This window comes from Aquimarina ulvae (assembly GCF_053613295.3).
Genome location: NZ_JBSIBP030000003.1, coordinates 204,682 through 228,878 on the forward strand (window position 1 = coordinate 204,682; position 24,197 = coordinate 228,878).

The following is a 24,197-nucleotide window of genomic DNA, read 5'->3' on the forward strand; positions in this document are numbered from 1 at the left end:
AATAATTTTAGCTTCAAATTACGGAATTATAAAGCGATTTTAAAAATACTTTAGTGAGTATACTATAAAGCTCTGTTAAAATTAGATTTGCTAACCGGTATTTTTAGTAACTTCAGAGGCCAAATAGTGATTTATATGCTATTTAAACTAGTTAAATACAAATCCTAAAAATTAAACTCATGCCTGTTTATAATCTTCAAGTAAATGGTCAATCACTCTCTGTAGAAACTGATGAAGACACTCCTCTTTTATGGGTATTACGTGATCATTTTGATCTGGTGGGAACTAAATTTGGTTGTGGTGTCGGACAATGTGGAGCGTGTACGATTCATGCAGATGGAGTCGCAACAAGAAGTTGTTTGTTAAAAGTTTCTGTAGCAACCGAAATGGACATCAAAACAATAGAAGGTTTATCGAAAAATGTTTCACATCCGGTACAACAAGCTTGGAAAGAAATAGATGTTCCGCAATGTGGATATTGCCAAGCAGGTCAGATTATGACAGCAGCAGCTTTTCTGGAACAAAACCCTAATCCGAACAGAGAAGAGATTCGAAATGCTATGAGTGGCAATATTTGTAGATGTGCTTCTTATAATAGAATCGAAAAGGCGGTGCAACAAGCTGCAAGTAAAATAAGCTAACCAATTTAAATCCCACGATAATGAAACGTATAACAACTCCTTCGGTAAGTAGAAGGTCATTTATAAGAACATCCGCGTTAGCTGGTGGAGGAATATTGATTGGTTTTAACCTATTTCAGGCGTGTAAACCTGAAGTTGCTCCTCCTACAGATGTAATAGATATTGCCGATCTGAATTTCAATGATTTCAATGCTTTTATAAAAATTGCGGATAACGGAATGGTAACTATTTTTTCTCCAAACCCAGAAATTGGTCAAGGTGTTAAAACTTCTATGCCTATGCTCATCGCAGAAGAGTTGGATGTTGCTTGGAAAAATGTACACGTAGTTCAGGGCGCATTAGATACTAAAAATTTCACACGACAAGTTGCTGGTGGAAGTCAATCACTTCGACACGGGTGGGAACCACTTCGACAAACAGGAGCTACTGCTAGACAGATGTTAGTTAATGCCGCTGCCGCGAAATGGGGTGTAGATGCTTCAACGTGTAATACAGAAAACGGAGTAATCACAAATAAAAATGGTGACGAACTTGGATATGGAGAAGTGGTCAAAGAAGCAGCCTCTTTAAAGGTGCCTGAAAACGTAAGTTTAAAGAATCCAAAAGATTTTAAAATTATAGGGAAAGATATTCCTAATGTGGATGTTGATAAAATTATTACCGGAACACCTTTGTTTGGTCTGGATTATAAGGAAGAAGGTATGGTTTATGTTTCTGTTGTTAGACCTCCTGCTTTTGGTAAAAAATTACAGGATTTTGATGCTACCGAAGCAAATGAAGTTTCAGGTGTAATAGATATTTTTAAATTTGGAGATAAAATTGCCGTACTAGCCAAGGATACTTGGTCTGCGATGAAGGGAAAAAAGAAGGTGAAAGCAAAATGGATGATTGATACTACGCTTGAAAACACAAAAGATCACGATAAAATATTGGTTGACCTTCTAAATGGTAATGAATTCAACACTATGCGTGCAGATGGTGATGTCAAAAAGGCATTTGCAGCAGCTGATACGGTGTTAGAAAGAGTATATGAGTCTCCATTTCTTCCACACAACTGTATGGAACCTATGAATTTCTTTGCTCACGTAACAGATAAGAAGATTCGGTTAGTTGGGCCAATTCAAACACCAGCAGGAACAGCCAGAAGAGTTGCTGAATTGTTAAACAGAAAGCCAGAAGAGGTTTCTGTAGATATGACAAGAATGGGTGGCGGTTTTGGAAGAAGATTATATGGTGATTTTGCTTTAGAAGCTGCTGAGATTTCTAACATATCAAAAAAACCAGTGAAGGTGGTATACTCTAGAGAGGACGATATGTCTGCTGGAATTTACAGACCCGCAATCAAGTATAAAATAAGTGCTGCGATTAAGGATGGCAAGTTAACAGGATATCATCTTAAAGAAGCCGCCGTTAACTCTAATATGTATGGGCTGATTCCTAATTTCTTTCCGGCAGGAGCTGTGGAGAATTATCAGGTGGATGTCGCAAAGTATGATAGTAATATCACGATCGGTGCTTGGAGAGCACCATATACTAACTTCTTAGCATTTGCAGAACAAAGCTTTTTTGATGAGTTGGCAGATGTGATGAAAGTTGATAATGTTCAACTTCGATTGGATTTATTACAGAATGTTAAAGGAAATACAGACGATAGGATACAGTATTCACCAGAGCGATTGGAGCAAGTAATCAAGACTGCAGTAGAAAAATCGGAATGGGGTAAAAAACCCGATGGAGTGTTTCAGGGATTTAGCTCCTATTATTGTCATAACACTCATGTTGCTGAAGTAGCGGATGTAGTTCTAGAAAATGATCTGCCGGTAGTTAAAAAGGTAACTTGTGTAGTCGATTGTGGAATCGTGGTAAATCCTTTAGGTGCAAAGAATCAAATAGAAGGAGGAGTAATCGATGGAATTGGTCATGCGATGTATGGTGATTTCTCTTTTAAAGATGGTGAACCACAAGATACAAATTTTGATACCTACCGTTTGATCCGTATGAATGAAACTCCGATTGTAGAAACTCATTTCATAGAAAGTGATATAGCTCCTACAGGGTTAGGAGAACCTACGTTGCCACCCGCTGGCGCAGCAGTTGCTAATGCTATCAAAGCAGCAAAAGGTATCAGGTTAACTAAACAACCTTTTGTCAAAAACATGGACAATAAAGCAGTTTTGGGATAGTATATGACACATGAGTTTAAAGAAATAATTGCATCATATCAACAAGCACGTCAAAAAGGATATCGTGCTGTCATGGCTACTATAGTAGATATTGACGGCTCTTCTTACCGGAGACCTGGAGTGGGAATGTTAATCTTGGAAAATGGACAAATGACAGGTGCAGTAAGCGGTGGCTGTGTAGAAAAGGAAGTTTTTAGGCAGTCACATTCAGTTTTTGAAACTGGAAAAGCTAAGGTAATGACCTACAACGGTCGATATCGTTTGGGGTGTGAAGGGGTATTATATATACTGATCGAACCTTTTTCGATTAGTAAGGATGTAATTACATCAATTCAAGAATATTTGATTTCCCGTGTTTCTTTTCAGGTGGTATCTTATTTTATAAAAGATGAGGAGTCTGATAGTCCCATGGGGTCTATAGTTTCGTTTGAAGACGATCACCAATTTAAGTTTTCCGATCATTTTGATATGAATATGGTAAAGCAAAATGTTCGTTTGGATTGTTTTGACCGTAGTATGCAACCTTGCTTTAGGTTAGTTATTATTGGATCCGAACACGATGCAGTACAATTAAGCAGTATAGCAAGAGCAACTGGTTGGGAAGTTGAAGTGGTCAACTCTCCTAAGACTCCAAAAAAGATATCTGATTTTCCCGGTGCAAACAAAGTGCTCAATGAATCTCCCGAAAATCTAGTAATTGATAAGGTAGATAGACAAACTGCAATTATTCTGATGACCCACAATTTTGCAAAAGATTTATTATATCTGCAGGCTATTAAGGATGAACAACCGATATACATTGGGTTGTTGGGGCCTTCAAAAAGGAGAGAGAAATTATTGTCTTGTTTTATAGAATATGTACCAGATGTAACGGATGAATTTATGGATTGCATCCGCGGACCTGCAGGATTAAATCTGGGGGCAGAAACACCTCAGGAGATTGCTATTTCAATCATTGCCGAGATACTTTCCGTTGTTCGTGACCAGAAACCAATTCCGTTACAAGATAAAAAAGGAGGAATACACGTGGATATGCGAAAGAAAACAATCGATAGTATTGCAAGCAATCAGTAAGAAAATCGGACATATTATCTTAGCAGCAGGATCTTCAAGTCGTATGGGAAGTCCGAAACAGTTATTACCGTGGAAAAGTAATAGTTCCTTAATATTACATGAAATAGAAAAATCATTATCACTGAAAAAGTTGACCACTTTTGTAGTGCTAGGCGCCAATTTCGAAATGATCGAAAAAGAAATAATCCATTTGCCGGTAGAAATTCTTTACAACCAGCATTGGCAATCAGGAATGGGGACCTCTATTAGTTGCGGATTACGACATATTCTTCAGGATGAAGTTAACGTTGAAGGAGTATTGATAACTTTAATAGATCAGCCCATGATTGACGAGAATCATCTAAAAAGTTTAATTTCGAAATTTGATAAGGGTCAAGAAGGAATTGTTGCTACTATAACCAACGAACGAATAGGTGTTCCAGCTATTTTTTCTAGTCAATATTTTGATGAGTTATCAGTTCTTAATAATGATTATGGAGCACGGCAGATCATCAAAAAATACAAGAAAGATATAAGTACCATTAATGGAAAGGGGAAAACAGATGATATTGATACTATCGAACAGTATAAAGCGCTATTAGAAAGGGTTAAAGAGTAGGTAAAACAATTCTGATATATGAGTAAGAAGGTGTATCTTTGTCACAAAATTTGTGATCCATGAGTGATGCTCCTAATTCTGAAGAATTTTATAAAAAATTAAAAATACAATTAGCGGACACCGCATTGTGGCCAACAGCGTATTTATATAAATTTATTGTACCAACAGATAGAGATAAGGTAGATCAAATTGAAGGTATATTTGACAATCTTGGAGCGGTAATTACTAAAAAACAATCCAAAAATGGCAAGTATACTAGTGTATCTATAAATGTACGAATGAAAAATCCAGACCAAGTAATTACGAAGTATAAAGAAGTAGCAGTAAAGGTTGAAGGAGTTATTTCCTTATAAACAAAATATTTTAAGCACTTCAATAAACATACTAATTTTATTTTAGTATTTTGCAAAATAATTAATGAGCTACTAAAAAGTCTACACTTTAGCAAGTCTGTTTCATAACTTACCATTCTTTTTTAGATAAGCTCATGCTACAATATATTTTATGGACGTTAATAATTATATGGAGATTAATAATTTAGAATACAATACAGAGCGTGATAAGCTCATTATACCTGAATACGGTCGTCATTTGCAGAAGATGATTGATCAAGCTGTCGAAATTGAAGATAAAGAAGAAAGAAATAAAATAGCAAAAGCAATTATTGCTGTAATGGGAAATTTGCAACCTCATTTAAGAGATGTACCAGATTTTCAACATAAACTGTGGGATCAGTTGTTTATCATAAGTGATTTTAAACTTGATGTAGATGCACCTTATCCTATCCTTACTAAAGAAAAACTGGAAGAAAGACCAGAACCCTTAGAATATCCTCAAAACTTCCCAAAATACCGTTATTATGGTAACAATATTAAAAGGATGATTGATGTAGCAAACAGCTGGGAAGAAGGTGATCTAAAAACGGCGTTGATATATACCATTGCCAATCATATGAAAAAATGTTACTTAAACTGGAATAAAGATACGGTAGACGATCAGGCAATTTTCAACCATCTTTTTGAGTTAAGTAATGGTAAAATAGACTTAAGAAATAGTTCAGAGGATTTAAGCGCTGCTACAGACTTAATGAGAGGCAAGAAAAAAAATTACCGTTCGGGCGGTTCCGGAAAAAAGAATTATCGTGGCGGAGGAAGCAATCGCGGTAAGAAACGTTATTAGCCAATACCAAAAACCTATAACCATTCAACTTTTATGAGTACTTTTCAGATAGAAGGAGGGCATCAGCTCAAAGGTGAAATTACGCCTCAGGGAGCCAAAAATGAAGCCTTACAAATCCTTTGTGCCGTATTATTAACCCCCGAAAAAGTGACAATCTCTAATATTCCTGATATTCGGGATGTTAATAAATTAATAGAGATTCTTAGAAATCTCGGTGTTAGCATCCAAAAGTTGGGTAAAGGAAAATACACATTCAAGAGTGATGAGCTTAATTTAGAGTACCTAGAAAGCGAACAGTTTAAAGAAGAAGGCAGTAGTCTTAGAGGATCTATAATGATCGTCGGACCTCTGCTAGGAAGATTTGGTAAAGGGTATATTCCACGTCCAGGAGGTGATAAAATTGGACGTCGTAGATTAGATACACATTTTGAAGGTTTTATTAACCTTGGAGCAGAATTTAGATATAATAAAGAAGAACGCTTTTATGGAGTAGAAGCACCTGAAGGGCTAACCGGAACTTATATGTTGCTGGACGAGGCTTCTGTGACAGGTACTGCTAATATCGTCATGGCTGCAGCGCTGGCGAAAGGAAAAACTACCATCTATAATGCTGCTTGTGAACCATACTTACAGCAGTTATGTAAGATGATCAACGCTATGGGTGGAAAGATAGAAGGAGTTGGTTCTAATTTGTTGACTATAGAAGGTGTAGAATATCTGGGAGGTTGTATGCACTCCGTATTACCAGATATGATAGAAATTGGTTCCTGGATAGGATTAGCTGCGATGACTCAAAGTGAGATTACTATTAAAAATGTGAGTTGGGAAAATTTAGGTGTAATACCAAATACCTTTAGAAAATTAGGAATCACATTAGAGCGCAAAGGAGATGATATATATATCCCTCCGCATACCGAAGGATACCAGATCGAAAGTTACATCGATGGGTCGTTTATGACAATTTCTGATGCTCCTTGGCCAGGTTTTACACCTGATCTATTAAGTATTGTATTGGTTGTAGCAACACAGGCTAGAGGAGAAGTGATGGTACATCAGAAAATGTTCGAGAGTCGCTTGTTCTTTGTGGATAAGTTAATTGATATGGGAGCAAAGATTATTTTATGTGATCCGCATAGAGCAACTATCATAGGTCACGATTTTCAGTCCACATTAAAAGCTACTACGATGGTATCCCCTGATATTAGAGCAGGAATTTCTTTATTAATTGCAGCATTGAGTGCTAAAGGAACGTCTACAATACATAATATCGAACAAATAGATCGTGGTTACGAAGATATAGACGAACGCTTGAGAGCCATTGGAGCAAAAATTATTCGAGTAAAGGCTTAATTTTGATTCTAGGCAATAAGTGAAAGAATACAGCTTATTTGGATATAGTTTTTCTCTTTTTTTTCTGAATAAGAAATTAAAATAAATGATGGTATCCCGAATAAGATTGTTTCCATTAAAATGGAAGGGTATATTATAAGTTCGAGAAATTAGTGCTGTATTTCAACATTGATTAGATCAACGAAACTCGTACTTTTTTCTTTTTAAGTTTAGTATTTGTGACTTGTTCGATAACCTTTTTAGCTTTGCTTGCTTTTACCCCTACAAAGGCGCAGTCTGGTTTAATTTCGATGATCCCCAGCTCATTTTTACTTAGTTTACCTTGTTTAAAGAAAAGCCCGGCAATATCTCCTTTAGAAATTTTATCTCTTCTTCCTCCTGAAATAAATAAAGTCCTCCAATCAGATGATGTTGGAATAGGAGCTTCTTTTAGTTCTTGTATTTTAGGGATACCAATAAAATCGGGTAGTTCTTCATTTTTCCATTGTAAAATATAAGCATTTCCATCAGCATTCATCCTGGCGGTTCTTCCATTTCTATGAGTAAATTCCTGACTTTTAAGCGGCAGATGATAGTGAATAATATATTTGATTTCAGGAACATCAATACCTCTTGCAGCCAGATCTGTGGCAATAATAATTTGATGAGTTCCATTTCGGAACTTGATCAAAGCTCGTTCTCTATCTTTTTGTTCCATGCCTCCATAAAAACAACCATGATTGATCTTATGTTCTTTTAGATAGTCACTTACTCGCTGAATCGATTCTTTATAGTTGCAAAAAATAATTACAGGTTGATTACCGATATGGCTCAATGCTTTTACCAATGTCGGTAACTTGTCTTTGGTTTCGGAAATAATAGTTTTGATTTGTAATTGCGAAGAACTTTGATCCAGATAATCAATTTGAACGGGGTTTTGTAACCCTACAAATTCTGGCACAGCTACTTCTTGAGTTGCAGAGGTTAAAACTCGTTTTTGGATGTTTGGTAAAGCAGCTATTATTGCTGTCATTTCTGCTTCGAAACCTACCTCTAGCGATTTGTCGAATTCATCAAGAACGATCGTATTAATATTATCTACCGAAAAATTATCTCTACGCAAACGATCTGCAACTCTTCCAGGAGTTCCAATAAGAATTGCAGGGCGATGCCTAAGGTCTAACTTATCCTGTGATCCAGATCGACCTCCATATACGGCGTTGATTTTGTAACCGGTTCCCATATCTCGAGCCACTTGCTCGATCTGTATGGCAAGTTCTCTGGATGGCACTAAAATCAACGTCTGGATGTTATTACAATCAGGATCTAAATGATCGATAATTGGTAGTAGAAAGGCAAGGGTCTTACCCGTTCCTGTTGGAGATAGTAATATTACATTATCGCTAGAAGAAATTGCTAGTTTTGCTTCTTCCTGCATAGGATTTAACTTTTCGATCCCTAGCTTTTGTAAAATAAGCTGCTGGTTTTTTGGTGTTTTTGACATCCAACAAAGGTACAGTTAATAGAAAAATATTCCAGTGCTTTTTATCATTGGACTATGGAATAATGTATTTAAACTTTTTTGTACTGTTTTGAAACCTAATTCCCTAACGATATGATACTATTCTATAGTAATCAACAATATAATGCAGTTTTTTGAGCTTTTCTTCCTCAATTTTGTTCATAACCAAGGTTATTCACAAATTTTTGTTTATCAAGGATGTGTTTTTAATAATTTTGTTTGGGTTATTAACATTTTTTGTAGGACAAAAAGACTTATTGTTATTAATCTGCAAAAATTTAATGTTTTTAATCGGTTAATGATGCTTTATGTATAGTTATTAATAGTACTTATCTTAAATTGTTGATTATATGTTAATAACTTAGCATATTTACTATAGTTTAATCTTACATCACACCGTCATGAATCAGTTTTATTCTTCTATCGATTTTATTTTAAAAAATGTTTTAGATTTCTTAAAAGACCTTCCCGGCGCATCCAGTTATGCGATCCGTAAATAATAAATTGTTTAGTGTAGTTAATGAATGTTTAAAGAGATTGATCCCATAAGCAATCTCTTTTTTTATACACTTCTGTTCCACGAAACCTTAAGAGTATATTTGGTGTAAGATGATGTGACGGATTGGTTTATCTAAATATGATTAAATAACAAAAACAATATTATAATCTGAATTATAACTTTTATCACGCTTGCCCAATACCTAAATATTTTGTTCTTTCGCTAATACAGCCCAATATCTTGAAAGATTTAGAACAAAAAATACGCTCCTTTACACCTATTAGTGATTCTGATATGGAGTATGGATTGCAATTTTATAGGAAAGAGACTTTTATAAAAGGAGAATTCATAGTACGACCGGGTCAGTACCTTCAGAATTTTTATTTTATGAAACAAGGCTGTGTCACCTTTTATTCTATAGAAGAAGGAGTTACTAGGGTCATGGAGTTTTTTACAGAAGGTTCTTTTTTCACAGACTTGTATCCCTATATACAGGAAATTCCTTCTGAATCTTATTTAGAAGCCACAGAAGATACCATAGTTTATACCATTTCAAAAACAGACGCTTTAAAAGCTTTTAACCATTCACATGCCTTAGAACGTTTTGGAAGATTGTCTATGCAAAAAGCATTTATCAATAATTTTCAACGAATCAAACGAATCAAAAACCTATCTAATCAGGAACGATATCTACAATTGCTCGAGAAACGACCATCCCTTTTTCAACGGGTGCCACAATATCTTATCGCTTCCTATTTAGGATTAACACCAGTGGGGCTTTCTAAAATCCGTAAAAGATTAAGTGAACAATAGCTAATTTAATTACTGTATCCTTTGTCATTTTGAGCGGAGTTAGGAGGTTTCGATGTTCTTCTTAAAAATTATAATCTATACAGTTGTTTTTCTGTAAAAACCAAAGAATATCCTAAAAATCAATTTTTATTAAACCAGTTTAATGGGAATTTCTTAAATATTCACGAAATTTATTGTATTGTTAATAATCATCTTCTTAAAACTTCTCACAATGGCCAAAAAATATGTAGATATAGATACCCTAAAATACCTTTTATATGATGTTCATCAACTAGAAGAGATTTTACAGCAAGAGCGTTTTGCAGATCACGATGAGGCATCCCTAAATTTATTTTTAGATTCTGTTAAAGAATTTTCTGACCGGGAATTGTTTCCATATTTCAAAGAAATGGACGAAAAACCTGCGTATCATAAAGATGGTGGGGTAGTTGTACATAAACAAGTAGAAGTAATGATGAAAAAAGGTGGCGAGATGGGACTCATTTCTGGTACTTTTGATTACGAAGCTGGAGGATTGCAATTGCCGATGATGCTATATACAGCATCTGCTTTTATTCAAGAAGCAGCAAATAATCATCTACCTGGCTATGTTGGATTAACACTTGGCGCAGCAGAATTAATCGTTCATTTTGCCAATAAAGATTTGAATGATACATATGTTCCCAAAATGCTTTCGGGAGATTGGGGTGGGACTATGTGTCTTACTGAACCACAGGCGGGTAGTTCCTTATCTGATGTGGTAACCAAAGCAACACCACAAGAAGATGGTTCTTATAAAATTTTAGGACAGAAAATCTTTATCTCTGGTGGTGATCATCAATATGCAGAGAATTTTGTGCATCTCGTGTTAGCACGTATTGAAGGAGCACCTGCAGGAACAAAAGGAATATCTCTATTTATTGTACCTAAAAAACGACCAGATGGAAATGGCGGTTTGGTTGCTAATGATGTAACCACAGTTGCGGATTTTCAAAAAATGGGGCAACGAGGGTATTGCACCACACATTTGGGTTTTGGCGATGCGGATGATTGTAAAGGGTGGTTAGTAGGAGAACTGCATCAAGGTTTAAAATATATGTTTTTGATGATGAACGGTGCTCGTATTGCAGTAGGAAGAGGAGCAGCGGCAATTGCTACAGCTGCTTATCAAGCTTCATTACAATACGCAAAAGAACGCCCGCAAGGCAGAAAATTAGCCAGTACTGGTAAAAAAGATCCTGAACAAGGGCAAACTCTTATTATCAATCATCCCGATGTGCGAAGAATGTTATTACTACAAAAGGTAATAGCAGAAGGTTCATTAAGTCTAGTGCTTTTAGCTTCAAAATATTATGATTTTAAAGAAACACTCCAAGATAAAGACGAGAAAGAAAAGTATTCCTTATTACTGGAATTAATAATACCCATGGTTAAAACGTATCCATCTGATATGGGGGCACACGCGGTTTCTAATGGATTACAAGTATTGGGGGGCTATGGATTTTGTTCAGACTTCATTTTACAACAATATCATAGGGATATTCGTATTTTTCCAATATATGAAGGTACAACAGGAATCCAATCTCAGGATTTATTAGGAAGAAAACTTTTAATGGAAAATGGAAAAGCTCTAGAATTACTGAATAACGAAATAATGCAAACGGTACGATTAGCTTCATCATTTGATGATCTAAAAGGATATGCCAATACCCTTGGTGAAAAATTATTATTAACTCAGAAGGTAATTGGTTTCTTGGTAGGTTTTGCAAAAAACGGAGACTATGAACGTTTTCTGTCTGATGCTACACCATTTATGGAATTCTTTAGCAATATTACGATTGCCTGGATATGGTTAGATATGGCTTGTAATGCTAAAAAAGCGATCATCACCGGGAAGAAGACCTATTCTGAAGATTTCTATGAAAGTAAGATTCATGCTATGAAATTCTATTTTAGATATGAATTACCAAAAACCAGTGGTCTCGCAGAGATTTTAATGGATGAGGAAGCATTAACTATCGCTGGAGAGAAGGAAGTTTTCAATTAATCTATCAAATTATTTACTAATTTTTATCATCATAATATTAATTCATTAACAACCTAATGAACAGTATAAAACAATCATTCAATTTAGAAGGAAAAGTCGCCATTGTTACTGGCTCTAGCAAGGGAATCGGAAAATCAATAGCACAAGGATTAGCGGAACACGGGGCCAAAGTAGTTATTAGTAGTCGAAGTCAGGAAGCTGTGGATAACGTGGCAACCGATTTCAAAAATGCAGGTTTAGAAGCAATAGGTATTGCTTGTCATATTGGCAAAACAGAGCAACGGCAAAAGCTTGTCCAAAAAACAATAACACATTATGGCGGAATAGATATTTTAGTCAATAATGCTGCAATCAATCCGGTGTATGGTCCTATCCAAGATGCAGAAGAGGAAGTGTTTGATAAAATCATGGACATTAATGTAAAAGCACCATGGATATTGTCTAATCTTATTTTACCTTCTATGCAACAACGCGGTGGTGGCAGTATTATTAATATTGCTTCAGTAGAAGCACTGCATCCTGGTGCAGGATTAGGATTATATAGTACGAGTAAAGCTGCTTTATTGATGCTTACAAAGAATCAGGCTAAAGAATGGGGTCAGTATGGAATTCGTGCCAATGTTTTATGTCCCGGATTGATTAAAACCAAATTTAGTGCAGCCCTATGGCAAAATGAAAAGTTACTGAATAAGATAGAAAAAACTTTACCAACTGCCCGTATGGGAATGCCTGATGAAATGGCCGGAATGGTATGTTTATTAGCATCAGAAGCAGGTGCCTATATGACCGGAAGCGTATACAATGCAGATGGAGGTTATATGATTTCCGGGTAATTACCAATACAATAGTAAACTAAATATTATTTGACTGTATAGTCAATATATCACAAGATAGATACACATGAATTTTGATTATTCAGAAAAAATGATAAAACTCCAACAAAAGCTTACGGCTTTTTTTGAAGAACATATCTTTCCAGTTGAAGAAGAGGTAAATACTTTTCTCTACAATCCCGATAACCGATGGAAGTCTTGGCCAGGAATGGAAGACCTGAAAAAAAAAGCAAAAGAGGCTGGTCTGTGGAATTTGTTTTTACCAAAAGGTTATGGAGACTTAAGTCCGGGATTGACAAATCTGGAGTATGCACCTTTAGCAGAATTTATGGGGTGTATTTTATGGTCGTCAGAAATATTTAATTGTAGCGCTCCTGATACTGGAAACATGGAAGTTTTAGCCAAATATGGCTCTAAAGAACATCAAAAACAATGGTTAGAACCCTTAATGAATGGAAATATCCGTTCTGCCTTTTTAATGACAGAACCTCAGGTTGCTTCCTCGGATGCAACAAATATCGAGACTTCTATTATAAAAGATGGCGACGAGTATGTTATTAACGGTACCAAATGGTGGTCTTCTGGTGGCATGAATCCTGACTGTAAAATCGCTATTGTAATGGGTAAAACTGATCCCAATGCCCCAAGACATCAACAGCAAAGTATGATATTGGTCCCGATGAATACACCTGGGTTAAAAATTATTAGGCCTTTATCGGTATTTGGATTCTATGATTCTCCAGAAGGTCATGCGGAGATCGTTTTAGATAACGTAAGAGTTCCGAAAGAGAATTTGATACTAGGCGAAGGTAGAGGTTTCGAGATTGCACAAGGACGATTGGGACCAGGACGTATCCATCACTGTATGCGTTTGATTGGTATGGCGCAACGTTCCTTAGAATTAATGTCTAAACGCGCCGCAGAACGTATTGCTTTCGGAAAAGCATTCAAAGATTATAGCAGTATCCGTCAAGAAATAGCACAGTCACAATGTGAAATTGAACAAGCAAGATTGTTGACACTTTCGGCAGCAGATAAAATGGATAAGTTAGGGAATAAAACGTCCAAAAACTTAATTGCAATGATCAAGATCGTAGCGCCTAACATGGCGTTAAAAGTAATTGACCGAGCTATGCAAGTACATGGAGGAAAAGGAGTAGGACCCGATACACCATTAGCACATTTCTTTGTTGCAGCCAGAATGTTACGCTTAGCAGATGGTCCGGATGAAGTGCATATGTACCAGTTAGGAAAAAGTGTAATTAAAAAATACTCAGAATAAATATGCAAAACGTACGCAAAGGTGAAGAATTAAACGAAAAGAACTTAAAATCATTCCTGTACGAAGAAGGATTGATTGGTGATGATCAGAGCAGTTTGCAAGTGGATCAATATGCGCATGGATATTCTAATCTCACATATTTATTAAAAATAGAAGATAAAGCGTATGTATTACGCCGTCCTCCCTTTGGAGCAATAAAACGAGGTCACGATATGGGTCGTGAGTATACTGTGCAATCAGGGATGTATAAAGCATTTCCCAAAGTACCTAAAATGTTTGCTTATACAGAGGACAAAAATATTTTAGGCTGTCCTTTTTATATCATGGAAAAGGTAGATGGTATTATTCTAAATGCTCAAGAGGCCAAAAAAAGGAATATTTCTGCAAGTAATTTTAAAACAATTGCAGATACTTGGTTATATACTTTTGTAGAACTTCATCATATAGATTATGAAGCAGTAGGACTAGGAGGTCTGGGTAAACCTGAAGGGTATGTAGAGCGGCAAGTTGAAAATTGGTCGAAACAATACCTCAAGGCGGCCATTGATGATGTGCCAGCTTCAAAAAAAGTAATGACTTGGATGCAAGAACATCAACCTAAAAAATATAGCTATAGTCTCGTTCACAATGACTTTAAGTATGATAATGTGGTTTTTAAAGATGATAGCTGGAAAGAGGTAAGTGCAGTATTAGACTGGGAAATGGCTACCCTTGGTGATCCATTGATGGATTTAGGAACTTCTTTAGGGTATTGGACCATGAGTACTGATCACGAATTTGTTCAAAAAGGGATCCCATCACCAACAATTATGGAAGGAAACCCGAGCCGAAGTGAGATGGTTACGTTATATGAGCAAAAAAGTGGAAGAGCGGTTGATCATCTTGTTTTTTATTATGCTTTTGGGCTTTTTAAGATTGCCGTGATTGCGCAACAGATTTATTATCGATATCAAAAAGGATTAACTAAAGACCCTCGTTTTGCTCAATTAAATAAAGCAGCAGCGTTACTTTGTAATTTAGCGTGGCAAGCTATTCAAGAAAAGAAAATAGATTAAAAATAATACAATGGACTATGTAACTGAAACATTCTATTTTGATTATGAAACCGATGAAATCCAAGATCTCATTGTAGAATTTAATAGAGACACCCTAACAGATAAAGAAAAAGCTACACTGTTATATCTTAAGGTTAGGGATCACTGGCGCTATGATCCCTATCACATAAGTCTTAAAAAAGAAGCATATAAAGCAAGTACTATAGCTAAGAAAAATAGTGGGCATTGCCTCGATAAATCAATACTCTTGATTGCCTGTCTAAGAGGGTTAGGGATACCAGCTAGAATTCATCTGGCTAAAGTAAAGAATCATATAGGAGTAGAACGATTGATAGAAAAGTTTGGCACTAATGAATTAACGCCGCACGGTATGATTAATGTTTACCTAGATGGGAAATGGCTGAAAGCATCACCTGCTTTTAATAAGGCATTATGCGAAAAATGCAATGTTGCACCACTGGAGTTTGATGGAGAACAAGATTCTATGTTTCAGGAATATGATAATGACGGAGGTGTTTTCATGGAATATATCGAGGACTACGGTCATTTTGAGGATGTACCTTTTGATTTTATATTACGTAATTTAAAAGAGCATTATACCACAATCCTTAAGCAATATGAAGGGCTTACGGAAATCAGATTATAAAAACAACCAGTATGGATATCACATATACAGGAATTACTCAAAAACAGTTTCATGATTTTATGGAGTTACCGATCGATGGCTCTTTTCAGATGATTAATTTATTAAAATTTAAAGAGAACGTAAAAGAAACAGGAACCACCGGAGCCCAAGCGTATGCAGAATATATGAATGCGATCATACCTTTTTTTCAAAAGACAAAAGCTAAAGTGGTATATCAAGGGAAACCCATATTTGGTTTAATTGGTCCTGAAAATACTGTAGAATGGGATAAAATACTTATAGTCGAATATGAAAGTAAGCAAGAATTTATAGAAATGATTACTAAAAAAGAATATCCGGCAGAAATGCGTAGCCGTGCTTTAGCGGATTCCAGATTGATTATGTGTACGTCAAAATAATAAGGAATAACCAACTTAAATAAGTTTATGCAAGTAAAGAATAAAATAGTTATAGTCACAGGAGCAGGCTCGGGAATAGGAGCAGCTACCGCAAAACATTTTGCAAAACATCAAGCAACTGTTGTGGTTTCTGATATCAAAGAAGAGAAGGCAAAGTATATTGCAGATGATATTAATAATGAAGGTGGAAAAGCAATTGTTATTGCAGCCAATGTAGCTAAATTTGAAGAAGTAGAACAATTAGTAGCTAAAACAACAGAACAATTTGGACAATTGGATATTATCGTAAACAACGCCGGAATAGGTCCAAAAAACATGTCCAAAACTGCCGAATATACGCTGGACGATTGGGATAGTGTTATTGCAGTAAATCAAACTGGAGTGTTTTATTGTATGAAATTAGCATTACAACAAATGATGAAGCAAGGACACGGAAATATAGTTAATATCGCATCTTTAGCGGGATTAAAAGCTTCTTTAAACAATCTTTCTTATTGCGCCAGCAAATTTGCAGTGGTCGGAATGACAAAATCTGCAGCTTTAGAATACGCAACAAAAAATATAAGAATTAATGCAGTATGTCCTGGATATACAGAATCTGCTTTATTAAGTAAATTGTTATCAGTACGACCAGATATGGATCAAATGCTAAAAAGTGTGATCCCAATGAAACGATATGGGTTGGCAGAAGAAATAGCAGAGGCAGTTGTTTGGCTCGCTTCAGACAGTACCAAATTTATTACAGGGCAAACGATTACTTTAGATGGAGGAACATCCTTATAGCATATAGAATTATTTATAAAATTAGCCTAAAATCTTAGAGATATTCTATTATAATATAAAGAAAACAATAGGAGCTCATTGCATTGACTTAGAAGTGGTTTAACCAAAATCAGAAACCAATTCTGAGATTGTAAGTACCAAGTAAATTTTGTAAAGATTTAGAACGTATGAAAGAAGTCTCAAAAAGGTGAACTTATATTGAACCATTGCACTATGATGGAAACCAAAATAACGATAGAAATAAAGCGTAAATTAGGAACTACTTAGAAAATAACTCATTAAAAAACAAATAAAACAGTACACAATGAATAAGCAAATCATCTTAAAAAGCCGCCCGGAAGGATTACCGGACAAACACACTTGGGGACTACACGACAATCCAATTCCTGAACCCGCTGAAGGAGAGATATTAGTTAAGCATCATTATATTTCACTTGACCCGGCAATGAGAGGCTGGATGCGTGAAGGCAAGTCCTATATAGAACCTGTAGAGCTGGATGACGTGATGCGTGCAGGCTCTATCGGAAAAGTGATAAAATCCAATAATCATCCCAAGTTTAAAGAAGGAGATTATGTAACCGGTTGGGGAGGTGTGCAACAATATGCTGTTACTAATGGAGATAATTGGTATGCAGTTGATGCCGATTTAGCACCTTTACCAGTATATATTGGCACCTTAGGTATGCCTGGAATGACAGCATATTTCGGAATCTTAGAAGTTGGAAAAATTAAAGAAGAAGATACGGTGCTGGTTTCAGGAGCCGCCGGAGCAGTTGGAAGTGTAGTGGGACAAATTGCAAAAATCAAAGGTTGTCGTGTTATCGGAATCGCAGGAGGAAAAGATAAATGTGATTATATAAAGAATAAACTTGGTTTTGATGGTGCAATCGATTATAAATCTGAAGATATCTATGAAGCTATAAAACGTGAGTGCCCAAAAGGTATTGATGTCTATTTTGATAACGTTGGTGGAGAAATTTTGGATGCTGCATTATCAAGACTTCGTATGCATGCACGAATTGTGATTTGCGGAGCTATCTCTCAATATAATAACAAGAAAGATGTGCAAGGACCTAAAAATTACTTGTCATTATTGGTAAACCGTGCAACGATGCAAGGAATGGTTGTTATGGATTATTCCAAAGATTATGGAAAAGCAGCCAAAGAAATGGGAGGTTGGTTAGCCCAGGGAAAGCTTAAAAGTAAAGAAGATATTTATGAAGGTATTGAAAACTTCCACGAAACATTTTTACGTTTATTTTCTGGTGATAAAATGGGAAAATTAGTCCTGAAGGTTATTGAAGAATAGATCTGAGTCTGTAAAAGTATTTGGATTTATTAATCTCGGTCATATGGAAATGAGTCAAAAAGAATGATGAATCATGTATTTCTTGACTCTGCTCAAAATAAAAGAAACGTATTTATATAACTCACACATAAAAACTCAAAAGCTAACGATGAAAGCGATAATATGCAAAAAATATGGACCTCCATCTGATTTAGAATTAGAAGATATTGAAAGTCCAAAACCAAAAAAAAATGAAGTAATAATTACAGTTAAAGCTTGTGGAGTCAATTTCCCAGATACGTTGATTATTCAGGGTTTGTATCAGTTTAAACCAGAGCTGCCTTTTACTCCGGGAAGTGATGTTGCAGGTATTGTAAAATCAGTAGGATCAGAGGTAACCCATCTTGCAATAGGTGATGAGGTTTTTGGTTTTGTCATGCAAGGTGGGTATGCAGAAGAAGTCGCTGTGCCCGCCAATGTTTGCTTTAAAAAACCACCACAAATGGATTTTCCTATTGCAGCATCCTTCATGATTGCCTACGGTACATCATACCACGCGTTAAAAGATAGGGCAAAATTAAAAGAAGGAGAAACGTTGTTAGTTTTGGGCGCATCAGGAGGTGTAGGACTTGCAGCAGTAGAATTAGGCAAATTGATGGGAGCTAAAGTAATTGCTGCCGCCTCTTCTAATGAAAAACTGAAGTTATGTAAAACATATGGAGCTGATGAGGTTATTAATTATACAGCGGAGGATTTAAGATCTAGAATCAAAGAACTAACTGATGGTAAAGGTGCTGATGTGGTATATGATCCTGTGGGTGGCAATTATTCAGAATTTGCTTTACGTGGTACAGCTTGGGAGGGAAGATATCTTGTTATAGGCTTTGCAGCAGGTCATATTCCTAAAATACCTTTAAATCTTACACTTCTAAAAGGTTGTTCTATTGTTGGTGTATTCTGGGGTAATTTTGCAATGAAAACTCCTAAGAAAAATATGGAAAATACGATGCAACTAATGAAATGGCTGGAAGAAGGAAAACTAAAACCACATATTCACAAATTATATGCACTAGAAGAAGCTCCCGATGCTTTGGAAGAGATGATAAGCCGAAAAGTACGAGGTAAAGTTGTGATTCAGTGTTCTTAAATCATTTCAAAAGGTAAATAAACCTATCAGTTATCAACTTTAGTTTCCTCAAGAGGCGACTTAGTATGATGCTGCAGAATTAGGTAAATAATATTCAATATGAGATTAAAAGATAAAGTAGCGATCATTACTGGTGGTGCCAGAGGAATAGGTAAAGCAATTTCAGAGTTGTTTGCTCAAGAAGGAGCCAAAGTGATTATATGGGATTTGTTGCCCGAAGGAGACCATGTTGCTAAAGCTATTGTCGAAAATGGTCAGGTTGCAGAATTTATAACTATCTCAGTAACTGATAAGACAGCGATAGCGGCTGAAGCAGAGAGAATTTATAAAAAGTATGGTGCCATAGATATTTTAATCAATAATGCTGGTATTACGAAAGATCGCACGCTTCATAAAATGAGTGAAGCCGAGTGGGATGCAGTGATTGATGTAAACCTAAAAGGTGTGTTTCTATGTACTCAGGTGGTTTCACAATATATGAAAGAAGCAGGATATGGACGTATTGTTTCTGCAGCGTCAAATGTGGGATTGCGTGGTAATTTTGGACAAACCAACTACGCAGCAACCAAAGCCGGAGTGATTGCCATGTCTAAAACCTGGACCATGGAATTAGGAAAATACGGAATTACAGCCAATGCATTAGCACCAGGCTTTACGTTGACAGAAATGACAGAGCAGATTCCAAAAGAACATCTTGCAGGAATCAAATCTCAGATTCCGTTGAAAAAAGCTGCAACACCAATCGATATCGCCTATGGATATTTGTATTTGGCTTCAGATGAAGCTTCTTATGTTTCTGGTATTTGCTTAACGATTGACGGAGGAATATCCAGATAAAATTTACAACGGTTCATTTGGTGTTTTTTGTTGTTTTTAAGTACAAGGGATACCTATGAAATAAGATTTAGAGGGTTTTTTTGTAGTGTTGAATATTTTTCAAGGAGTGAAAGGGAGTTAAATGTACTGATATTAATTTATTAAATATAAAGTCATGAATCAACTAATGTGTAAAAACTTTGAAGAATTTAAAACTCATGAAGGAAAATCATTACCAATAGGCGAGTGGTTGCAAGTCACACAGGATATGATCAATTCCTTTGCAGAAGCAACACAGGATTATCAATGGGTTCATGTTGATCTCGAGCGTATTAAAAAAGAATCTCCCTTTAAAAATCCAATTGCCCACGGATTTCTTTCAGTATCATTGATATCCAAAATGTTGATGGATTTGATCCATATAGAAAGTTTAGCGATGGGTGTAAACTACGGATTGAACAAAGTTCGTTTTCCACACCCAGTATTGGTCGATAGTAAATTGCGACTACATAGTAGTATCCTAACCATTGAAACTTACGCAGAAAACGGGCTAAAAATTACTTGGGACTGCTCGGTAGAAATAGAAGGTGGTAATAAACCTGCTTGTGTGGCGGAGTTTGTTTCTTTGATGTTTGAGAGGTGATCAAACCACCTTTTTATTCCTCAATATCATTGTTTATTTCTTCCCCTTTTGCATTAAACTGTTTATCTAAAAAATGTAAACCATTCATAGTATCTTCATAGGTTATTTCTGCTATACCATCACTGTTTTCTGTAAGATTGCCATTTTGATCATAATAGGTGACCTTGCCAATAAGACTCGAAGCTAAGCGTTTGTATTCATATTCTGCAATCCCTTCATCATCATTTGTAAGCGTAAGATCGATTCCATAAGTACTTTCCTTAACTAACATATCAGAATCATTATATTCATAGTTGACCTTATGGTATCCATAGGGTCCGGTTGTTGGGAGGCCTTTTTTATTGAAATATTCGTAAGAAGTTATGTTTCCAGCAGTATTAAGAGTTTGTTTTTCGTGAAAAATACCATTTTCGTCATGGGTCGGTTGATTATAGATATTATAATACTTACTGCCAATATGGCGTTGTCTATGATCGTAAAGGTATTCAATCGTACTTATGCTATTATAAGATGTTCTTTGATTTTTAGAATTATAATAGGTCTGACGCATTATTTTGCCATATTGATTATATGCATAACGTGTTATACTGACTCCTTTGATAAGTTTATTTTTGGTATTAAATTCCTTTACAAGTGTATCTTGACCAAAGATGTTTGGAAAATACGTTGTTCTAAAAACACCATCTAACAAAGTAGGCTTCATATTTTTATCATAATTGGTACGCTCTATAATAAGGTTGTCTTTATTATAGGTGAAAAAATGATATGAAACATTTTGACGGGCATTGGCTAATGTTTCTTCTGCATTATAGTAAGTTGTTTTCGTCTTGTTATTATGGCTGTCATATTCCCAACGTGTTGTTGATATATCAAAACTATATGTTTTTGACTTACCTAACGAATCTAATCTGGTTTCCTGAATAACGTTGCCATTTTTATTATAAGCATATTCATGGATTTCTACCCCATCTGCAGATAAAGCAAAGCATTCTTGTTTGTCTAGAAATATCTCTTTTACAATTTCACCTTTTGCATTTTTATGTTGTTTTCTTATGGCGAATCCAAAATCGTTTTCAAAGATGGTATCATAAGCATCAACATTTAAAACTAGATAAGTAGAATCATTTATGTATTCATATTTTGTTGCACCATTTCTATTATTATCAAACGCAAGTACGTAACCATCGTAATACTTAGCAGTAAAATCAATTCTGTTTTTATAGTCGTAATCCCATACTTGCATAAAATAATCATCATTTCCTATAACAGGTAACTCTGCTGCGTTGTATCTCTTAACACTTGTGTAATTATCTTGTATGTCATAAGAATATTTATAAATGCAAATCCCTTCATTATTCTCAGTTTGATCTCCATTTTGATCCAGATTAACAAATTTTATTAAATTGCCTCTTTCGTCATAGGTATAATGCATATTATATTCGTTTATATGCATAGCAAAACTTCCATCTTTATCATATAACCTCGCTCTTTTTACTTTGTGGGTTTCACCGAAAACATAGTTATAGATAGCAACATAATCCTTATCATTCATTGGCTTATGTTCTGAATCAAAATTGGCTATTTTTATAGTTCTTCCCTGATTGTCAAACTCCCTTTTTTCATGAAAAACAAGATCGTTATTTGTCGTGGAGTTGCCATGAATATCATAATATGTAGAATACCGTTTTTTAGTCTTTGGGTCATATTTCCATACCGTTTTGTGTATGGACTTGTGTACTACAGGATTATCATTAGCGTCATAATAGGAAGAAATTATGTCATTATTTTCGTTCCGCACTGTTTTGACAATAGACCGTTTAGAAATAGTATTTAGAGTTAGATCTTTATTATAATAACGTATTTCGGTATTGATTTCATCCAGTGTATTGATTTTGGTGATTGCTGTTTTAAAAATTCCTCCGTTAGTTAGTTCTCCATCCTTATAATATTCAACTACGACTTCACCATCATTGCGTACTACCTTATAGCAGTCGCCTTTAATATGATCTACTTCACTAGTTGGGTATGAAGTCAAAATTTGATGGTCTAATGTATGATAAACATGTTTATAGTATTCAGTACTTTGTTTTGTGTAGTTGTAATAGCTAAAAACATTTGGGTTTTTGTAGTAGGCCGTTTGGCGTAATAAGTCATCAATTTTTAATTCCCAATACCGTTGTTTTTTGAAATCTACGTTATGTTTAGAAACATCATCATATTCGAATTGCATGCTTGCTCTTTCTTGGTCATATTGATCATATAAAACTTGAAGCGCAGCTGTTGAAATGTTTTCCTCTCCTCTTTGCACAATTTGTTTACGTAATAAACGTGCGTGATATTCTGTGATGTTAAAATGATACTGTTCGTGTTTTAATAATTGAGGGTCAAGCACCGAATCTTTTAATCTTTTAGATTGATTAGGATCCATAAAAGCATATACCAGCGGCGTATCATAATCAATACTGTTTGGGCAATATATATTTGAAAATATTGTAGCATCAAATTCGTCATCAATTTGATCCACTTGCTGAAAATCTAACCAGTTTACTGGACGATCAGACCATTTAAGGATATCTCTGAGTTCAACTTTGTTTACATAGCCTACAGTAAATATTAAAAAGAATAAGAATAGGGAAGTATAGAGATAGTGTTTAGTTTTCATCTTTAATTTCCTCCTTTCTTTCTTTAAAAATTGATTTATAGAGTACAAGCGGAATATAAGTAATGCCCAGTAGCGCAACTATTATGAAAATCGAATAAAAGATGTTTTCTAATTCAAATGTATAGTAATTAAATGTAAGATTGTATAAGTAAATACTTAATGAAAGCATCGCGGAGTAGGCGAATCGTTGCCTAAATAGATATGGAGTTAGTTTTGGCAGCGGATGTTTCTTATTGGTAAGTATAAGTAACAAAAAGTAACACACCAGAATAGAAAGAAATATACTCAATATTCTAATGAATTCCTTTTCCACGTAATTATTAAAAAGTTGGATAAGTAATGTATTTAATAATGCAAAACATAGCACTTCGATCAGGATATCTGTGGTTGATTTTCCTGGTGGTAATGGTGTTTTTAGCTTAAAAGGTTCTCGTTTAATGATAGGAGCATCAATTTCTTTTGGATTGTAGCCATATTTATTAGTACCGTGATTTCCTTCTCCGAAAATCATAAGAAGTCCGTAAAACGGAATCAACTGATAAAAACCACTATTACCGAGATCATGACACCGTTTAGCACCTTGTGCTATTAAAAACCAGTATGAAGGTATAATCATTAATACGATAATGGATTCGACTTCCGGAACTATTTCGGTAAAAGCTCCTACTAAAAAAAAGGAAGCCATGAATATGATATAGGTAAGGCCATATTCCAACCTGCGTATCCTTCCGGAGAAGGAAAAGGGATTTTTAAACATATCTTTGGGGCGTATGTTACTTT

22 protein-coding genes are annotated in these 24,197 nt (G+C 35.3%); 19 read left to right on the forward strand and 3 right to left on the reverse strand.

The features are described from left to right. Window positions 1-179 precede the first annotated feature (179 nt). The 7 genes from ACWGOQ_RS07835 to murA all read left to right on the forward strand — a co-directional run bounded on the left by ACWGOQ_RS07835 (window position 180) and on the right by murA (window position 7,025). Window positions 180-641, forward strand: coding sequence for a (2Fe-2S)-binding protein (locus tag ACWGOQ_RS07835; protein WP_452057392.1), 462 nt, complete (start codon window positions 180-182; stop codon window positions 639-641). Between the two features lie 20 nt (window positions 642-661). Then, window positions 662-2,824: a xanthine dehydrogenase family protein molybdopterin-binding subunit gene (locus tag ACWGOQ_RS07840; RefSeq protein WP_452057393.1), complete on the forward strand. Its 2,163-nt coding sequence runs from the start codon at window positions 662-664 to the stop codon at window positions 2,822-2,824. A gap of 3 nt (window positions 2,825-2,827) precedes the next feature. After that, on the forward strand, window positions 2,828-3,898 hold the full coding sequence (locus ACWGOQ_RS07845; RefSeq protein ID WP_452057394.1) for an XdhC family protein: 1,071 nt from the start codon (window positions 2,828-2,830) through the stop codon (window positions 3,896-3,898). After that, entirely contained in the window at window positions 3,882-4,496 is a 615-nt protein-coding gene (locus ACWGOQ_RS07850; RefSeq protein WP_452057395.1) for a nucleotidyltransferase family protein, read from the forward strand. Before ACWGOQ_RS07845 ends, ACWGOQ_RS07850 begins: the two co-directional genes overlap by 17 nt. Window positions 4,497-4,555: 59 nt before the next feature. Further along, complete coding sequence (locus ACWGOQ_RS07855) at window positions 4,556-4,849, forward strand: DUF493 family protein (RefSeq protein ID WP_452057396.1); 294 nt, start codon at window positions 4,556-4,558, stop codon at window positions 4,847-4,849. A 169-nt stretch (window positions 4,850-5,018) separates the two neighbouring features. Then, on the forward strand, window positions 5,019-5,675 hold the full coding sequence (locus tag ACWGOQ_RS07860) for a DUF4290 domain-containing protein (RefSeq protein WP_452057945.1): 657 nt from the start codon (window positions 5,019-5,021) through the stop codon (window positions 5,673-5,675). A 33-nt stretch (window positions 5,676-5,708) separates the two neighbouring features. Then, window positions 5,709-7,025, forward strand: coding sequence for a UDP-N-acetylglucosamine 1-carboxyvinyltransferase (gene murA / locus ACWGOQ_RS07865; protein ID WP_452057397.1), 1,317 nt, complete (start codon window positions 5,709-5,711; stop codon window positions 7,023-7,025). Window positions 7,026-7,197: 172 nt separating this feature from the next. Here the strand turns inward: murA and ACWGOQ_RS07870 are convergent, their stop codons facing one another. Continuing rightward, a complete protein-coding gene (locus ACWGOQ_RS07870; RefSeq protein WP_452057398.1) occupies window positions 7,198-8,508 on the reverse strand; it encodes a DEAD/DEAH box helicase in 1,311 nt (436 codons plus the stop codon). 757 nt (window positions 8,509-9,265) lie between these two features. Between ACWGOQ_RS07870 and ACWGOQ_RS07875 the strand changes: the two genes are divergently transcribed. The 12 genes from ACWGOQ_RS07875 to ACWGOQ_RS07930 all read left to right on the forward strand — a co-directional run bounded on the left by ACWGOQ_RS07875 (window position 9,266) and on the right by ACWGOQ_RS07930 (window position 20,755). Then, complete coding sequence (locus ACWGOQ_RS07875) at window positions 9,266-9,838, forward strand: Crp/Fnr family transcriptional regulator (protein ID WP_452057399.1); 573 nt, start codon at window positions 9,266-9,268, stop codon at window positions 9,836-9,838. A 211-nt stretch (window positions 9,839-10,049) separates the two neighbouring features. Next, window positions 10,050-11,864 carry an acyl-CoA dehydrogenase family protein gene (locus tag ACWGOQ_RS07880; protein ID WP_452057400.1) on the forward strand — a complete coding sequence of 605 codons (1,815 nt, stop codon included), beginning with the start codon at window positions 10,050-10,052 and terminating at the stop codon, window positions 11,862-11,864. 56 nt (window positions 11,865-11,920) lie between these two features. Further along, window positions 11,921-12,697 (forward strand): SDR family NAD(P)-dependent oxidoreductase, encoded by a 777-nt coding sequence (locus ACWGOQ_RS07885; protein WP_452057401.1) that lies wholly within the window; start codon window positions 11,921-11,923, stop codon window positions 12,695-12,697. A gap of 91 nt (window positions 12,698-12,788) precedes the next feature. Continuing rightward, window positions 12,789-13,979, forward strand: coding sequence for an acyl-CoA dehydrogenase family protein (locus ACWGOQ_RS07890; RefSeq protein ID WP_458202577.1), 1,191 nt, complete (start codon window positions 12,789-12,791; stop codon window positions 13,977-13,979). A gap of 2 nt (window positions 13,980-13,981) precedes the next feature. Then, entirely contained in the window at window positions 13,982-15,034 is a 1,053-nt protein-coding gene (locus tag ACWGOQ_RS07895; protein ID WP_452057403.1) for a phosphotransferase family protein, read from the forward strand. 10 nt (window positions 15,035-15,044) lie between these two features. Beyond that, the gene (locus tag ACWGOQ_RS07900; RefSeq protein WP_452057404.1) at window positions 15,045-15,680 is read left to right on the forward strand and encodes a transglutaminase-like domain-containing protein; all 636 of its coding nucleotides are present in this window, start codon (window positions 15,045-15,047) and stop codon (window positions 15,678-15,680) included. A gap of 11 nt (window positions 15,681-15,691) precedes the next feature. After that, window positions 15,692-16,078 (forward strand): hypothetical protein, encoded by a 387-nt coding sequence (locus ACWGOQ_RS07905; protein ID WP_452057405.1) that lies wholly within the window; start codon window positions 15,692-15,694, stop codon window positions 16,076-16,078. A 27-nt stretch (window positions 16,079-16,105) separates the two neighbouring features. Beyond that, complete coding sequence (locus tag ACWGOQ_RS07910) at window positions 16,106-16,861, forward strand: SDR family NAD(P)-dependent oxidoreductase (RefSeq protein ID WP_452057406.1); 756 nt, start codon at window positions 16,106-16,108, stop codon at window positions 16,859-16,861. A 304-nt stretch (window positions 16,862-17,165) separates the two neighbouring features. Beyond that, window positions 17,166-18,170, forward strand: a complete 1,005-nt coding sequence (locus ACWGOQ_RS07915) for an NADP-dependent oxidoreductase (RefSeq protein WP_452057407.1) — start codon at window positions 17,166-17,168, stop codon at window positions 18,168-18,170. Between the two features lie 148 nt (window positions 18,171-18,318). After that, window positions 18,319-19,296: an NADPH:quinone oxidoreductase family protein gene (locus ACWGOQ_RS07920; RefSeq protein ID WP_452057408.1), complete on the forward strand. Its 978-nt coding sequence runs from the start codon at window positions 18,319-18,321 to the stop codon at window positions 19,294-19,296. A 99-nt stretch (window positions 19,297-19,395) separates the two neighbouring features. Then, window positions 19,396-20,133 (forward strand): 3-oxoacyl-ACP reductase FabG, encoded by a 738-nt coding sequence (gene fabG, locus ACWGOQ_RS07925; RefSeq protein ID WP_452057409.1) that lies wholly within the window; start codon window positions 19,396-19,398, stop codon window positions 20,131-20,133. Between the two features lie 154 nt (window positions 20,134-20,287). Continuing rightward, the gene (locus ACWGOQ_RS07930; RefSeq protein WP_452057410.1) at window positions 20,288-20,755 is read left to right on the forward strand and encodes a MaoC family dehydratase; all 468 of its coding nucleotides are present in this window, start codon (window positions 20,288-20,290) and stop codon (window positions 20,753-20,755) included. Window positions 20,756-20,768: 13 nt separating this feature from the next. Here the strand turns inward: ACWGOQ_RS07930 and ACWGOQ_RS07935 are convergent, their stop codons facing one another. Both ACWGOQ_RS07935 and ACWGOQ_RS07940 read right to left on the reverse strand, forming a co-directional pair. Further along, window positions 20,769-23,417, reverse strand: a complete 2,649-nt coding sequence (locus tag ACWGOQ_RS07935) for a hypothetical protein (protein ID WP_452057411.1) — start codon at window positions 23,415-23,417, stop codon at window positions 20,769-20,771. Beyond that, window positions 23,407-24,174 carry a DUF805 domain-containing protein gene (locus tag ACWGOQ_RS07940; RefSeq protein ID WP_452057412.1) on the reverse strand — a complete coding sequence of 256 codons (768 nt, stop codon included), beginning with the start codon at window positions 24,172-24,174 and terminating at the stop codon, window positions 23,407-23,409. Before ACWGOQ_RS07940 ends, ACWGOQ_RS07935 begins: the two co-directional genes overlap by 11 nt. Between the last annotated feature and the right edge of the window lie 23 nt (window positions 24,175-24,197).

What these genes read in the sequence shown, in the direction of transcription:
- ACWGOQ_RS07835 (WP_452057392.1), top strand. Translation starts at nt 180, where the DNA reads ATGCCTGTTTATAATCTTCAAGTAAATGGTCAATCACTCTCTGTAGAA.
- ACWGOQ_RS07840 (WP_452057393.1), top strand. Translation starts at nt 662, where the DNA reads ATGAAACGTATAACAACTCCTTCGGTAAGTAGAAGGTCATTTATAAGA.
- ACWGOQ_RS07845 (WP_452057394.1), top strand. Translation starts at nt 2,828, where the DNA reads ATGACACATGAGTTTAAAGAAATAATTGCATCATATCAACAAGCACGT.
- ACWGOQ_RS07855 (WP_452057396.1), top strand. Translation starts at nt 4,556, where the DNA reads ATGAGTGATGCTCCTAATTCTGAAGAATTTTATAAAAAATTAAAAATA.
- ACWGOQ_RS07860 (WP_452057945.1), top strand. Translation starts at nt 5,019, where the DNA reads ATGGAGATTAATAATTTAGAATACAATACAGAGCGTGATAAGCTCATT.
- murA (WP_452057397.1), top strand. Translation starts at nt 5,709, where the DNA reads ATGAGTACTTTTCAGATAGAAGGAGGGCATCAGCTCAAAGGTGAAATT.
- ACWGOQ_RS07870 (WP_452057398.1), bottom strand. Translation starts at nt 8,508, where the DNA reads ATGTCAAAAACACCAAAAAACCAGCAGCTTATTTTACAAAAGCTAGGG.
- ACWGOQ_RS07880 (WP_452057400.1), top strand. Translation starts at nt 10,050, where the DNA reads ATGGCCAAAAAATATGTAGATATAGATACCCTAAAATACCTTTTATAT.
- ACWGOQ_RS07885 (WP_452057401.1), top strand. Translation starts at nt 11,921, where the DNA reads ATGAACAGTATAAAACAATCATTCAATTTAGAAGGAAAAGTCGCCATT.
- ACWGOQ_RS07890 (WP_458202577.1), top strand. Translation starts at nt 12,789, where the DNA reads ATGATAAAACTCCAACAAAAGCTTACGGCTTTTTTTGAAGAACATATC.
- ACWGOQ_RS07895 (WP_452057403.1), top strand. Translation starts at nt 13,982, where the DNA reads ATGCAAAACGTACGCAAAGGTGAAGAATTAAACGAAAAGAACTTAAAA.
- ACWGOQ_RS07900 (WP_452057404.1), top strand. Translation starts at nt 15,045, where the DNA reads ATGGACTATGTAACTGAAACATTCTATTTTGATTATGAAACCGATGAA.
- ACWGOQ_RS07905 (WP_452057405.1), top strand. Translation starts at nt 15,692, where the DNA reads ATGGATATCACATATACAGGAATTACTCAAAAACAGTTTCATGATTTT.
- ACWGOQ_RS07910 (WP_452057406.1), top strand. Translation starts at nt 16,106, where the DNA reads ATGCAAGTAAAGAATAAAATAGTTATAGTCACAGGAGCAGGCTCGGGA.
- ACWGOQ_RS07915 (WP_452057407.1), top strand. Translation starts at nt 17,166, where the DNA reads ATGAATAAGCAAATCATCTTAAAAAGCCGCCCGGAAGGATTACCGGAC.
- ACWGOQ_RS07920 (WP_452057408.1), top strand. Translation starts at nt 18,319, where the DNA reads ATGAAAGCGATAATATGCAAAAAATATGGACCTCCATCTGATTTAGAA.
- fabG (WP_452057409.1), top strand. Translation starts at nt 19,396, where the DNA reads ATGAGATTAAAAGATAAAGTAGCGATCATTACTGGTGGTGCCAGAGGA.
- ACWGOQ_RS07930 (WP_452057410.1), top strand. Translation starts at nt 20,288, where the DNA reads ATGAATCAACTAATGTGTAAAAACTTTGAAGAATTTAAAACTCATGAA.
- ACWGOQ_RS07935 (WP_452057411.1), bottom strand. Translation starts at nt 23,417, where the DNA reads ATGAAAACTAAACACTATCTCTATACTTCCCTATTCTTATTCTTTTTA.
- ACWGOQ_RS07940 (WP_452057412.1), bottom strand. Translation starts at nt 24,174, where the DNA reads ATGTTTAAAAATCCCTTTTCCTTCTCCGGAAGGATACGCAGGTTGGAA.